Source organism: Paragemmobacter kunshanensis (assembly GCF_011059185.1).
Classification (GTDB): domain Bacteria; phylum Pseudomonadota; class Alphaproteobacteria; order Rhodobacterales; family Rhodobacteraceae; genus Paragemmobacter; species Paragemmobacter kunshanensis.
The window spans coordinates 1-13,256 of the sequence record NZ_JAALFE010000043.1; the positions used below are offsets into that span (position 1 = coordinate 1).

A 13,256-nucleotide genomic window follows, 5' to 3' on the forward strand; every position below is an offset into this window, starting at 1 on the left:
GCCGTCAACGCCATGATTTATATGCGAAATATCACGATTACGACAGCGAAATCAGCGACTTACTTGGAGAATGTGGGTCGATACCGCCCGCGCCATGCTCAACAGCCGCCTGCTCGCAGGATTGTCGTTGCGTGCCGACCAAACCACGCTGAACGGCAGGACCTCTCCAGCGAGCTGACGGTATACAATGCCCCGGAACTGCGCGCCGATCGTGGCCTCACTCGTCAGGGTCAGACCCCGCCCAAGGGCGACCAATGACAGGAGGTTGTCACGGCCGACCTTCTGGAACTGGATGTCTGGATGGCGCCCGAGGTCGGAAAGATGCGCGACCAGGTAGTCGTGAATTTCAGGACCAGGTGGCGCGTCGCTGACGATGAAGCGCTCGCGGGCGATGTCCGACCACGCAAGGGCCGCCTTGGCTGCGAGGGGGTGACTTTCGGGCAGAACCACAAAGACATGTTCGAACCAGAGCTGTTCTGTTTCACAGCCGTCCCGGTGACCTGCCCCGGTGACGAAGGCGGCGTCCAGTTCGAGGTTGCGCACGGCCGCGACATGTTCGGCCGGGTCGCCGTCGACCAGATGGACCCGGACCTTGGGGTGCTGTTTTCCAAAGGCACCCAGCAGGTCAAACAGGAAACCGGAGGCAAGCGAGGAGAAAATGCCGAGCTTGAGGACCCCTTCCTCCGCCCGACCGACCGCGGCAACGCGCGTCACACCGATGTCGATCTGACGCAAGGCATGACGGGCGCTCGGCATGAACTCCTGCCCTGCAACAGTCAGGCGGACGCCGCCGTGCGATCGTTGGAACAGAGAGGCACCAAGGTCATCCTCGAGATCCCGGATACGCCGGCTGATCGAGGACTCCTGGATGGACAGGGCTGCGGCCGCCTTGCGGAAGCTGCCGTAATCGGCGGCGGCAAGGAAGTATCTGAGTTGCCGGAGCCTGACGGGTGCCCTTCCCCCGGTCATTGAAGCAAGCCGCGCCGGGGCGGTGTCACCAGAACGGCCTTGACTGTCCCGGTCCCCAGCCATGTCGGTTCATCCAGAGCCGCGACCGGCGACCAGACGACGGGCCATAAGGGTGATCCCATGATCCCGCGCGTTCAACAGGCAACCGACTTCGCGCTGGCCGATCCGGTTTGTCCCCATAACTCGCGGCACCCCTTAAAAGTTAACGTCATTTATTTATGGATGCTGCCGCTTGACATCCGGAGCGTCAACGAAAAAAATAAACGCCATTCAGTAATCACGCAAAGTTGCGGGGACTTCGATGGCCCGCCCCCGGAAGGCGCAGGAACTCGACATCGGCCGTCGCGCGGTCGAGGAGACGATCAAGTTGGTCGCGCAACGGGGCGATTTCGATGTCCCGCTGACAGAGGTCGCGCAGGCCGTCGGATGCACGGCGCCTGCGCTCTACGGTCATTTCCGCAACAAGTGCGCGCTGCTCATCGCCATGCGGGATGAAGGCTTCAACCGCCTCTACGAAGTGAAGGCTGCGGTTTCCGAGCGCATGCGGTCAGATCCCTTCGGCTATCTGCGCGAGGGCAGTTACGCCTATGCGCGCTTCGCCCTCGACAATCCGACCCTTTACCGGCTCATGTTCTCCCCGCCCCCGAAGCTCGGGGTCGGGGACGATCCCTGGTCAAGCGAGAACGGCCGCCGGGTTCTCGCGCTGTTGCTGAACGGTCTGAAGGAGTCGCAGGACCGCGGCTATCTGCCGGGCGCGGATCTGCGGCGTCAGGGGTTGATGTTCTGGTCTACGGTGCACGGCGCGGTGAGCCTGAACCTCGAAAACCAGGCGATGGACCCGACCGCCAAATGGGACGCGACGCGGGACGTCATCGACACGCTGATGGAGATGATCGCGGTGACCGGGCGACGCAATCCATTGGCTGGATCATGACCGGGGTTTGCGGGACCGGACGAAGCCCCGGTCCGTGGCAATGAAGCGCTCGAGCATCGGCACGATCAGCTTGACCGGATCCGAGACCGGCTGGCCGGTTTCCCGGGCCAGAACCTCGGCATAGGCGAGAAGATCTCGGTGGAGGGGCCCGGGCAGTTCAACGGTCACCTTCACGGGCCTGTCGTCGACGATTGGGCCGAGTTTCAGCTTGGTCATGTTCAGTTCCTGTAAGGCTCGAGGACGAGGTCGCGGGTGACGATCACCCGGACCGGATATCCCGGCCGGATGGTCAGCGTCGGCGCGACCTGCAACTGGCGCTGGACGATCGCCTGCCCCGCCTGATTGATCGTGTCCTGCGCTCCGTCGCGCAGGGCCTGGATCAGGCGATCCTCTTCATCGGCGGCAAGCTCCGCCCCGACGGCGAGCAGCGTGGAAAGGCCGGCTGCCTGCAAGAGTTCCGCCCAGTGATAGTCAACGCCGTCCTCCAGACCCGCGAAGCCTGAAGCATCCGCACCGGGCTGCCGTTCAAGCACGATGGAGCGGCCGTTGGGCAGGATGAGGCGGTTCCAGACTAGCAGGACGCGGCGCTGGCCAAAGGTCACGCCCGCATCATATGCACCGATCAGGCGTGTGCCCTGCGGGATCAGAAGCAGGCTTCCGGTCGGGCTGTCATAGACGTTTTCGATGACTTGGGCGGTGATCTGACCCGGAAGATCGGACCGGATGCCCGTGATCAGGGCGGCGGGTATCACCGACCCTGCCTGCAGGATGTAGGGCGACGCGGGTGCCATGACGCGGTCCAGCGCGACGACCTGCCGGTCTGCCGGGCCGGTCAAGAACGCAGTCTGGCGGTCCTGCGCGGGCGCCTGACCCGGAAGCCCGGCAAGTCCGAAGTCGGCAAGACCGGGAGCGGTCCCCGGACCCGCACCCGGCCTTGGGCCCGACTGGAAGAAGACCGTGCTCAGGCGCGCGGCCTCCTCCTCGGCGCGGCGGCGCTCTTCGTCGGGATCGACGGCAGGCATCGCCATCGCAGGGGGGACAATGGGCTGACCGCGGTTCTGGGCATCAAGGATCGGCCCGCCGAGATCGCCGGGAAGCGGCGGCCCGAGGAGCGGGCCGGTGTAATCGCGCGGCAGGCCGGTCAGCCCGTCGGCGGTGGGGCGGTTGTCGATGGAATAGAGCTCTTCGCCGCCCGGCCCCGGATCGCGTGTCTGCAGCGCATAGATCAGCGCCCCCCCGATGCCGAGGAGTGCAGCGGCGCCGACACCCGCCAGAACCTTTCGCGACAGGCGTGTCACCCGCGGCGGCTCCGCGCGCAGGCGCATGGGCTCGACACTTGCGTTGGTGTTGTCGGTCATGTCGGGGCCTCCCCGGTCGCAGCTGGGCGCACCTCAGCCTGCTGCGGCTCTATTCGCAGGATGCGGACGACCTGCTGGCGCTCACCACTGCCGAGGCGCAATTCCGCCACGCCAAACAGTCGATCCACGATCAGGACATTCTGGTGGATGCGGCTGTTGACGATCTGCGTCTCGCCATCCGCCCCGATGACGAAGAGCGGCGGCATTTCGCCCTGCACTATGCCCCGCGGGAAGACGACATAGACGCGCCTACCGTCATCGAAGACCGAGATCGGCCGCCAGGGCGGGCTGTCCCCGGTCAACCCGTAGCGGTAGTTGCGCGCCGCCTCGGCCGGAATCTGGGGCGCGGCTGGCACGGCGTGACGCTGCCCCGGTGGGGGTGCGGGATAGGCCCAAGCCACGGCCGGCATATAGAGTGCCTCCTGTGCCCGAAGCTCGATCATGTAGGTCCGCCGGTCGGTGGTGATGACAAGGTTCGTCGAGATGTCCGGGCGGGTCGGCTTGACGAGGATATGGACGCGGCGGTTGGCGCCGCCCCCGCTTTCGGTGTCGCCGATGATCCAGCGCGCGGTATCACCCGCTGCGATCGGTCCGGCGCCGGTCAGGCTCTCCCCAGGCTCGAGGGCGATGTTGGTGATCTGACCGGGCGCGGCATAGACCTGATAGAGGGCACCTTCGGACCAGGGATAGATCTGGATGGCATTGTAGTAGCCCTCGCGGCGCGGTTCGACCCGGGCGGCGGCATTGGCGTTCTCCACCCGACCGGCGGGCGTTCCGGCCTCCGGTCCGCCCCGCGCGACGGTCCAGGCCGGGGGCACATGCAAGGGGCGCGGGCGATCATCCGTGACCGTGGCAGGAACCGTCGGCAAGGGCGGAACATCAGCATCATAGCTGAACTGCGGATTTGGCCGCGATGCGCAGCCTGCAAGGGCGGTCGCGGCCAGCAAAGCCGCAATCGCGGGCGCGCGCAAAGCCACAGGCCAAGACATGCGGATCGTCAGAACGGTCATTGGCTCATCTCCCGTGACCAGTTGATGGCGTTGACGTAGATGCCCAGCGGATTGACGCGCAGCCGCTCGGCCGTGCGCGGGGTCTGGACCACGATGGTCAGGATCGCCGTCCAGCGCTCGGTCGTGGCCAGTTGGCCGTTCTCGAAATGCCGTTCGATCCACGCGACGCGGAAGCTGTCCGGTGAGGCGCGGATGACGCTGGAGACCTCGACGGAGACCTGCTGACGGCCGACGCGGCTGAAGGGGTCATTGGCGCGGGCATAGTCGTTGAGGGCCGCAGCCCCGCGGTCCGTCGTCCAGTCATAGGCCCGCAGCCAGTTCTGCCGCACGATGATCGGATCAGCGGGGATGGCACGCACCTGTTCGATGAACCGGCCAAGATGCCAGGCGATCTGGGGATCGGTCGGTCTGTAGTCGGCCGCCGCCGGGGCCACGGTCTGGGCCTGCCCCAGATTGTCGACCTGCACCACCCAAGGGACGACTGTGCCGCGCGCTGATTGCCAGACGAGCGCCGAGGCGAAGCCGCCTGCGAGGATCAGGCAACCGAAGGCCATGTACCGCCAGTTCCGGGCCTGAACGCGGGCAGACCCGATCCGCTCGTCCCAGACCTGGGCGGCCTTCTGATAGGGCGTCTCGGGTTCCGGGGATTTCCCGTAATGGGGGCTGGGTCTCTTGAAGATGTTCATCAGCGATTGCTCTCGGAAAGATTGATGGTGGATCCGGCGCCCTGACCGTCGCCGGAACGGATGGCATGGGCCGCCATCGTGGTGCCTTGGCTGAGGGCCTGCTTGCGCTGCATCCGCTGCGCCCAGGCGGGAACAGCACCGGCCGCGGTAGTCGGAGGCGCGGCGGCTTCCGGTGTCCCGGCAACGGTGCCCATCGAGGATGAACCCCCGGTGACGCCGAACCCGCCTCGCGCGCCTGCGGCAAAGCTGGAACCCATACCGCCAGCGGCCCGGGCGGTCGCGCGCTTCAGCGGAGAGGCGGCAGCCGCACCCGCCGCGCGGGCCACGCCACCTAGACCCGCGGCGACACCGCCCGCTCCGGATTGCCCCATGGAAGCAAGGCTGTAGGCTGTCGAAACTCCGCCTGCAGCGGCCGCGCCGCCACGAACGGTTGCGGGACCCCCGGCAAGCGCCGCGGAGCCGCCTCGTGCGACCAGACCGGCTGCGGCACCGGCCGCGATCATCGCGCCGCCTGCGGCAAGGCCGGTTCCGACGGCCGCGCCCGCCCCAAGTTGCGGGCCGCCCGAGACGAGGCCGGAGGCGATGCCGGGGCCGAAGATGCCGAGACCCAGAAGCGACAGCGCCGCCAGCACAATCGCCATGGCGTCGTCGATCGTGGGCGTGGCCCCGCCGAACCCCGAGGTGAACTGGGAGAAGAGCGTCGAGCCGATGCCGATGATGACGGCCAGCACCAGCACCTTGATGCCTGACGAGACGACATTGCCCAGCACCCGCTCGGCCATGAAGGCGGTCTTGCCGAAGAGGCCGAAGGGGATCAGCACGAAACCCGCAAGGGTCGTCAGCTTGAACTCGATCAGCGTCACGAAGAGCTGCACGGCGAGGATGAAGAAGGCCAGAAGCACCAGCACCCAGGCAAACATCAGGCAGGCGATCTGGATGAAGTTCTCGAAGAAGGCGACAAAGCCCATCAGGTCCGAAATGGCTTCAAGCAGTGGCCGCCCGGCGTCGAGACCGGTCTGGGCGACGCGGCCCGGGCGCAAGAGATCGGCGGCAGAGAACCCGGTTCCGGAGGCGAGAAGCCCAAGGCCCGAGAAGCTCTCGAACACGATCCGCGCGAGCATGTTCCAGTTGGAGATCAGGTAGGCGAAGATGCCGACGAAGATCGTCTTCTTGACGAGGCGCGCGATGATGTCGTCATCCGCACCCCAGGTCCAGAACAGGGCGGCCAGGGTCACGTCGATCACGATGAGCGTGGTGGCGATGAAGGCCACCTCGCCCCCGAGGAGTCCGAAGCCGCTGTCGATGTAGCTGGTGAAGATGCCGAGGAAGTTGTCGATGACGCCGGTGCCGCCCATGGTTCACTGTCCCTCATTCCCTTGGGGTGCGGCGGGCGTCGTCGGGCGGCCCAGGAACCGGTCCCGCGACTGCGCCCAGGCCGCCAGGCATTCGACCTCGTTGCTGGCCGCCTCGCCGAGTTGCTGACACCGGCGCAGCGTGGCGCGCAGCGGATCGGTCGGGGGCTGAAGGGCAGGAAGTGCCGACACGGGTGGCGGTTCTTCCTGCTGCGTCATGTCGATCACCGTTGCGGTGATGGCGATGGCCACAAAGGCCACCGCACCGATCCGGGCCAGCACCTTGCCGTCCATAAAGGCCCCCTTCCCCGCCTGTCAGTTGGTGCTGAACATCCGGGCATTGCCGGACTGGTAGCCCGCGCCCGGCGTGAGGAAGCGCTCGCGCTGGACCCGCCCCTGCTCGGCGGCGGTGGCGCGCTCGGCCTCGATCAGCGCCTCGGCCCGGCCATTGGCCGACAGAAGCGCGATCATGTCCGACAGCTGTTGCGATTGCAGGGCCAGAAGCTGGTTGCCCGCCTGCGTCGCCTGCAGGGCACCGGTGGCGTTCTGGCTCTGGCCGACCAGCGCGGACATTTCGGCGCGGTTGGTGTCGATGTTGCCGACGACGCCTGCCTGCACGCGCAGAGCGTCCTGCAGACTGCCGACGGTGGTTTCCCAGCGGGCCCTTGCATCCGCGACGAGCTGTGCGTCGGTCGCGGACAGCGCGACATTGCCGTAGCGCTGCTGAAACGCCTGGTCGATCTGGCCCACGTCGAAGGCGATACTCTGGGCCTGCTGCAGCAACTGCTGCGTCCGCCCGACATTCTGCTGCAGTTGCTGCAGCGCCGAATAGGGCAGGCTCGCGAGATTGCGGGCCTGGTTGATCAGCATCTGTGCCTCGTTCTGCAGCTGCTGGATCTGGTTGTTGATCTGCTCGAGCGTGCGCGCGGCGGTCAGCACGTTCTGGGCGTAGTTGCTCGGGTCATAGACGATGCGCCCGAAGCCGAAGAAGGCATGGGCCGGGCTCGCAAGGATCGGCGACAGCGCCACGGGCGCGGCAAGCGCCAAGGCGAGCATCGAGGCTCCGGCGAAACGGCCGATGGGGGTACGGGTCATGGTCAAGTCTCCTCTGCTGGGGGTTGGTCCGGAGCATGCGGCGGTTTGGCCTCGGGTCCGGGAATGAGGTTGGGAAGGTCGGGGATCAGGTCCGCCGCCCAGTCCGCGCCGCGGTGGCGCAGCCAGGCGGCGAGAAAGCCTGTCCGGCCATGTTCGGCCAGAAGCCGGTCGACGGCAGCCTGATCGGACTTCGAGGAGGCCGCGCAGAGCGCAAGACCGACCTCGGAAAGCCCAAGCTCGAACAGCCGGTTGCCGCGCCGGGACTGGCAGTAGTAGTCGCGCTTGGGCGTGGCCCGTGCCAGGATCTCGATCTGGCGGTCATTCAGGCCGAAGCGACGATAGATGGCTGTGATCTGCGGCTCGATCGCCCGCTCGTTCGGCAGGAGAACCCGGGTCGGACAGCTCTCGATGATCGCGGGCGCGATGGCGCTGCCGTCGATGTCGCTCAGGGACTGGGTGGCGAAGATGACGGAGGCATTCTTCTTGCGAAGCGTCTTCAGCCATTCGCGCAGCTGGCCAGCAAAGCCCTCATCGTCGAGCGCCAACCATCCTTCATCGATGATCAGCAGCGTCGGCCGACCGTCGAGGCGATCCCCGATCCGGTGGAAGAGGTAGGACAGCACCGCCGGGGCCGCGCCGGTCCCGACCAGCCCCTCGATCTCGAAGGCCTGAACGGAGGCCTCGCCCAGGTCCTCGATCTCGGCGTCGAGCAGCCGACCATAAGGCCCGCCGAGGCAATAGGGCCGGAGCGCCTGCTTCAGATCGGTCGACTGCAGAAGGACGGCAAGGCCCGTGATCGTGCGCTCGCCGATCGGGGCGGAGGAAAGCGAGGACAGCGCCGTCCAGAGATGTTCCTTGACCTCGGGGGTGATCGTCACGCCTTCGCGGGCGAGGATCGCCGCGATCCACCCCGCAGCCCAGGCGCGCTCGCCGGGATCGTCGATCCGCGCGAGCGGCTGAAGGTAGACCGCCTCCTCGCCGCCGTCTGTCAGCGCGCCGCCCAGATCATGCCAGTCGCCGCTTATGGCGAGCGCCGCGACCCGGATCGACCCGCCGAAATCGAAGGCGAAGATCTGGCTCTGCGCATAGCGCCGGAACTGCAGCGCGATCAGCGCCAGAAGCACGGATTTCCCGGCACCCGTCGGCCCGATCACCAGGGTATGGCCGACATCGCCGATGTGCAGCGACAGGCGGAACGGGGTCGCCCCTTCAGTCTTGCCGAAGAGCAAGGGCGGCGCGTCGAGGTGGTCGTTCCGGTCCGGCCCCGCCCAGACCGCCGACAGCGGGATCATGTGGGCGAGGTTCAGGGTCGAGATCGGGGGCTGGCGGACATTGGCGTAGGCATGCCCTGGCAAGGAGCCGAGCCAGGCATCGACGGCATTGACGGTCTCGGGCATGGCCGTGAAATCCCGCCCTTGCACGATCTTCTCGACCAGCCGCAGCTTTTCATCTGCGGCGCGCGGATCGCGGTCCCAGACCGTGATCGTTGCCGTGACATAGGCCATGCCCGCGACATCAGCGCCGAGCTCCTGCAGCGCCATGTCGGCATCGAACGCCTTGTTCGCCGCGTCGGTATCGACCAACGCGGATTGCTCGTTGGTCATCACCTCCTTCAGGATCGCGGCGACCGACTTGCGCTTGGCGAACCACTGGCGCCTGATCCGGGTCAGCAGGCGTACCGCATCCGTCTTGTCCAGAAGGATCGCGCGGGTCGACCAGCGATAGGGAAAGGCCAGCCGGTTCATCTCATCGAGGAGCCCGGGCGTGGTCGCACTGGGAAAACCGGTGAGCGTCAGGATGCGCAGATGCTGATCGCCGAGGCAGGGCTCGAGGCCCGCGGTCAGCGGCTGATCGGCCAGAAGCGCGTCGAGATGCATCGGCACCTCGGGCACGCGCAGGCGCTGGCGGTTGGTCGATACCGTCGAATGCAGATAGGTCAGCGTCTCGGCATCATCGAGCCAGCGGCATTCGGGCATGAAGCCGTCCAGAAGGGACAGCACGCGATCGGTCCGGTCGACGAAGCCCCGCAGCAGTTCCCACGGGTTGACCCCGGATTCTTCGCGACCCTCGTAAAGCCATGTCTCGGCGCGGGCGGCGTCCTCGGCGGGAGGCAGCCAGAGGAAGGTCAGGAAATAGCCTGACACGAAATGCGTCCCCGCCTCTTCGAAAGCCGCCTTACGTTCGGCATCGAGAAGCGCCGAGGCCGGATCGGGAAACCGGCTGTCGGGATAGGTCGCGGCCTCGGACCGCTGCGCCTCGACGAAGATCGCCCAGCCGGACCCCAGCCGCCGAAAGGCGTTGTTGATGCGCCCTGCCACCGCGACCAACTCGGCCGCGACCGCGGAGTCGAGGTCCGGCCCGCGGAACCTGGCCGTCCGCTGAAAGCTGCCGTCCTTGTTCAGGACGATCCCGGGCCCGACCAGCGCCGCCCAAGGCAGGTAATCCGCGAGACGGGTGTTGCGGTTGCGATATTCGGCGAGGTTCATCATGGGCGCGCCCTCACACCGCGAGGAAGGCAGGAAGACGCAGATGCCTGCGACCGACTTCGACGAAGAGCGGGTCCCGCTTCGCGGCCCAGACAGCCAGAAGATGCCCCACGGCCCAGATCAGGATGCCGACAAGCCAGAGGCGCAGGCCTAGGCCAATAGCCCCGGCCAACGTCCCGTTCAGGATCGCGATGGAGCGCGGCGCGCCGCCCAGCAGGATCTGCTCGGTCAGCGCCCGGTGCACCGGCACGGAAAAGCCGGGAACGGCATCGAGGCTCTCGAAGCTTCCCGCCATCAGAGCAGCGCCCCGCCGCCAAAGGAGAAGAAGGAGAGGAAGAAGCTCGACGCCGCAAAGGCGATCGACAGGCCGAAGACGATCTGGATCAGGCGCCGGAAGCCGCCCGAGGTGTCGCCGAAGGCCAGTGTGAGGCCGGTGGCGATGATGATGATCACGGCGACGATCTTGGCGACGGGCCCCTCGATCGACTGGAGGATGGCCTGAAGCGGCGCCTCCCAGGGCATGGAGGAGCCAGAGGCATGGGCCGCAGGGGCCAGCAGCAGGCTGACATAGGCAGCAGTCACGAGGGTCGTGGCACGACGTTGCAGGGCACGGGCATGGCGAATCATTCGGGGTGTCCTTTCGGGGTGGTTGCGGGGGTGATGCTGTAGTCGCCGTCAGCGCCGAGCCCTTCGACGCGGGCCAGTTCGACCAGCCGACGCGCAGAGCCGCGCCCTGCGAGAACGGCGACCAGATCGATCGTCTCGGCGATCAGCGCGCGGGGGACGGTGATGACAGCTTCCTGGATGAGTTGCTCAAGGCGGCGCAGCGCGCCGATGGCGCTCCCGGCGTGGATCGTCCCGACCCCCCCGGGATGGCCGGTGCCCCAGGCTTTCAGAAGATCAAGGGCCTCCGCCCCGCGCACTTCGCCCACGGGAATGCGGTCCGGGCGCAGGCGCAACGAGGACCGGACCAGATCCGAGAGGGTCGCAACACCATCCTTGGTACGCAGCGCGACCAGGTTGGGCGCGGCGCATTGCAGCTCGCGGGTATCCTCGATGATGACCACGCGATCCGAGGTCTTCGCAACCTCGGCCAGGAGAGCGTTGGTCAGCGTGGTCTTGCCCGTCGATGTGCCGCCCGCCACAAGGATGTTGGCCCGCGCGGTCACCGCGCTACGGAGGATATCGGCCTGGTGATCGGTCATGATCCCAGCGGTCACGTAATCGCCGAGCGTGAAGACTGCGACCGCGGGTTTCCGGATGGCAAAGGCCGGGGCGGCAACAACAGGTGGCAGAACACCTTCGAACCGCTCCCCGGTTTCGGGAAGCTCCGCCGACACCCTGGGGCTCCGCGCATGGACCTCTGCACCGACATGGTGGGCCACCAGCCGGACGATGCGCTCACCATCGGCGGCAGACAGCCGCTCCCCCGTATCGGCCAGCCCTTGAGACAGACGGTCGACCCAGATGCGACCATCAGGGTTCAGCATCACCTCGACGACACCCGGGTCCTCAAGAAGCCGCGCGATCGACGCGCCAAGTGCGGTGCGCAGCATGCGCGCACCACGTGACCAAGCCTCGGAGTTCCGGTGATCTGCCGTCATGTCGTCCCCATTGCGCGGGGACGCCTCAGCTTAACCCCGGTTCGGGATCGATTAAGGGAACCGGATTTTTGCTCGACTCAACAGGTATTTGGCGGTGTGCGGCACACGGCGGCACACGGCGGTAAATCGGCGGGTTTGCAGATCACCTTCACCAGGAACGGCACGAGGCATGACGGAACACATCACCGCGCCGACACGACCGTTACGGTCGACGATGTGGGCGGAAGCAGTCGTTCGCTGTAGACCCCGAGCGGTTCTTAGTGGTCAGCATTACGCCTTCTTGGCAACGTTCCCATGTTTCTAACGAGCCGAAGCGCGGGTCGCGGACGCTCCGGTTGACAAGTTGCCTTGGAAAAGTCCCTTCTGAGGACTGGAACGGTCTCACAAACGGCGGCACGCGCATAAAGATGGCAAATTTTATCAAGTCAGTTAAAATTGCAAATTTCTTAAGAATTGATGATGAAATAGAAGTTCCGCTTGCAAGGCTAACGGTTTTGGTTGGCGAGAATGGGTCAGGGAAATCTTCAATACTGAAGGCGCTGCACTGGTCAATAAGATGCGCTACTCTCGCAGATAGCGCAGGAAAAGTTACGCTCGAACAAATGGACTATGTTCCAAGCAAAGAATTTCTCGATCTTGGACATAAACTTAAAATACAAAACACCCTGAATGGAAGAAAGTCGACTGTAAAGCTTGTGGATGATGACTACAAGATAACGGAGATACAAATAAGTGCAGCTCGCAATGATGCTGGTGTTAAGGTTAAAATAGACGGCCCATTGAAGAAGGCACTCACAAACGACGAAACGCCGTCAACTGCATTTATTCCGGGCTTGGCGGGGCTGGCGGAAGAAGAAACGATCCTAGCAATTCCAGTAATGCACCGAAAAGCCTCTTCAGGAGAAGGTGGCTCCGCACTTCGCCAAGTCCTGCTGCAAATCAGCGGGTCGAGTGAAGGAACTGGATCAGATTACATAGAACTCGAAGAGCTATCTAAGTGGGTTGGAAATGTTCTGCCAGGCGTGCGATTCTGGATAAAGTTCGACAGACTGCGAGACAGGAACATCGATGTTCGCTTCATGACACCGGACATGAAGGTCGTTGGCCAGAGCGATCAAGTGGCCTGGAAGGCTATAGAGATGGCAGGCACTGGTTTTCTGCAGGTAGTTCAAATATTTGCCTACTTGCTCTATTTCAAGCCAAAACTTATGCTGGTTGATGAGCCTGATGCCCATTTGCATCCCACTCGCCAGCAAGCCTTGATCCGAGCTCTCAGCGAAGCGACTGCTCATTTTCCCGACACCCAGATTATCGTTTCTACCCATGCACCAGCTCTTGTTCGAGCGCTTCCGGACAACGCGAAAATTAGCTGGATAGCTGATGGTGTCGTAAAGGCGCAGGGAGATCTGGTTCGAGAAAAAATGGGATGGAGCGCTCTCGACAAAGAGATTATATTGTTCACGGAAGATGGGAATCTAAAATACTTCGAGAGCATTCTAAGCGCGCGACCAATCCTCCAGAGCAGATGTTTGATTTGGCCTACATTTGGGAAGGACTCTTTGCCTGACGGTCCAAAGGCGAAATCCATCTCAAAGAAGATGGGTGTGAAAGTTCTTGTCCACCGCGATCGTGACTTTATGAGTGACGAAGACGTCACGGCATGGGCCGCCAAGAAAGCATATGATCCCACATTCTCCAAGTAAGTCGCTGATTTCGCTGTCGTAATCGTGATATTTCGCATATAAATCATGGCGTTGACGGC

At 64.6% G+C, this 13,256-nt stretch carries 14 protein-coding genes; 2 read left to right on the forward strand and 12 right to left on the reverse strand.

Annotated elements, in window-relative coordinates; translation table 11 throughout:
- Positions 1-51 precede the first annotated feature (51 nt).
- Positions 52-1,032, reverse strand: coding sequence for a LysR family transcriptional regulator (locus G5V65_RS20685; RefSeq protein ID WP_241250688.1), 981 nt, complete (start codon positions 1,030-1,032; stop codon positions 52-54).
- 238 nt (positions 1,033-1,270) lie between these two features.
- On the opposite strand from G5V65_RS20685, the gene G5V65_RS20690 reads away from it, so the two are divergent.
- Positions 1,271-1,903, forward strand: coding sequence for a TetR/AcrR family transcriptional regulator (locus tag G5V65_RS20690; protein ID WP_165054267.1), 633 nt, complete (start codon positions 1,271-1,273; stop codon positions 1,901-1,903).
- Here the strand turns inward: G5V65_RS20690 and G5V65_RS20695 are convergent.
- The 11 genes from G5V65_RS20695 to trbB are packed head-to-tail and all read right to left on the reverse strand — an operon-like array spanning position 1,898 to position 11,446.
- Positions 1,898-2,119, reverse strand: a complete 222-nt coding sequence (locus G5V65_RS20695; protein WP_165054269.1) for a DUF2274 domain-containing protein — start codon at positions 2,117-2,119, stop codon at positions 1,898-1,900. The two genes, G5V65_RS20690 and G5V65_RS20695, sit on opposite strands and share 6 nt — an antisense overlap.
- 2 nt (positions 2,120-2,121) lie before the next feature.
- Positions 2,122-3,261 carry a TrbI/VirB10 family protein gene (locus G5V65_RS20700; RefSeq protein ID WP_165054272.1) on the reverse strand — a complete coding sequence of 380 codons (1,140 nt, stop codon included), beginning with the start codon at positions 3,259-3,261 and terminating at the stop codon, positions 2,122-2,124.
- On the reverse strand, positions 3,258-4,250 hold the full coding sequence (gene trbG, locus G5V65_RS20705; protein WP_241250689.1) for a P-type conjugative transfer protein TrbG: 993 nt from the start codon (positions 4,248-4,250) through the stop codon (positions 3,258-3,260). The genes G5V65_RS20700 and trbG overlap by 4 nt, the downstream gene beginning before the upstream one ends.
- 17 nt (positions 4,251-4,267) lie before the next feature.
- Positions 4,268-4,957 carry a conjugal transfer protein TrbF gene (trbF, locus tag G5V65_RS20710; protein ID WP_119001179.1) on the reverse strand — a complete coding sequence of 230 codons (690 nt, stop codon included), beginning with the start codon at positions 4,955-4,957 and terminating at the stop codon, positions 4,268-4,270.
- On the reverse strand, positions 4,957-6,312 hold the full coding sequence (gene trbL / locus G5V65_RS20715; RefSeq protein ID WP_165054278.1) for a P-type conjugative transfer protein TrbL: 1,356 nt from the start codon (positions 6,310-6,312) through the stop codon (positions 4,957-4,959). Before trbL ends, trbF begins: the two co-directional genes overlap by 1 nt.
- Before the next feature lie 3 nt (positions 6,313-6,315).
- Complete coding sequence (trbK-alt, locus tag G5V65_RS20720; protein ID WP_165054281.1) at positions 6,316-6,603, reverse strand: putative entry exclusion protein TrbK-alt; 288 nt, start codon at positions 6,601-6,603, stop codon at positions 6,316-6,318.
- Positions 6,604-6,624: 21 nt separating this feature from the next.
- Complete coding sequence (gene trbJ / locus G5V65_RS20725) at positions 6,625-7,404, reverse strand: P-type conjugative transfer protein TrbJ (RefSeq protein WP_165054284.1); 780 nt, start codon at positions 7,402-7,404, stop codon at positions 6,625-6,627.
- Between the two features lie 2 nt (positions 7,405-7,406).
- Complete coding sequence (gene trbE / locus G5V65_RS20730) at positions 7,407-9,893, reverse strand: conjugal transfer protein TrbE (RefSeq protein WP_165054287.1); 2,487 nt, start codon at positions 9,891-9,893, stop codon at positions 7,407-7,409.
- 10 nt (positions 9,894-9,903) lie between these two features.
- The gene (locus G5V65_RS20735) at positions 9,904-10,185 is read right to left on the reverse strand and encodes a VirB3 family type IV secretion system protein (RefSeq protein WP_058098308.1); all 282 of its coding nucleotides are present in this window, start codon (positions 10,183-10,185) and stop codon (positions 9,904-9,906) included.
- Complete coding sequence (locus tag G5V65_RS20740; protein ID WP_071166921.1) at positions 10,185-10,517, reverse strand: TrbC/VirB2 family protein; 333 nt, start codon at positions 10,515-10,517, stop codon at positions 10,185-10,187. Before G5V65_RS20740 ends, G5V65_RS20735 begins: the two co-directional genes overlap by 1 nt.
- The gene (trbB, locus tag G5V65_RS20745; protein WP_449301108.1) at positions 10,514-11,446 is read right to left on the reverse strand and encodes a P-type conjugative transfer ATPase TrbB; all 933 of its coding nucleotides are present in this window, start codon (positions 11,444-11,446) and stop codon (positions 10,514-10,516) included. The genes G5V65_RS20740 and trbB overlap by 4 nt, the downstream gene beginning before the upstream one ends.
- Positions 11,447-11,901: 455 nt before the next feature.
- On the opposite strand from trbB, the gene G5V65_RS20750 reads away from it, so the two are divergent.
- Positions 11,902-13,197: an AAA family ATPase gene (locus G5V65_RS20750; protein WP_165054293.1), complete on the forward strand. Its 1,296-nt coding sequence runs from the start codon at positions 11,902-11,904 to the stop codon at positions 13,195-13,197.
- Positions 13,198-13,256: the final 59 nt, after the last annotated feature.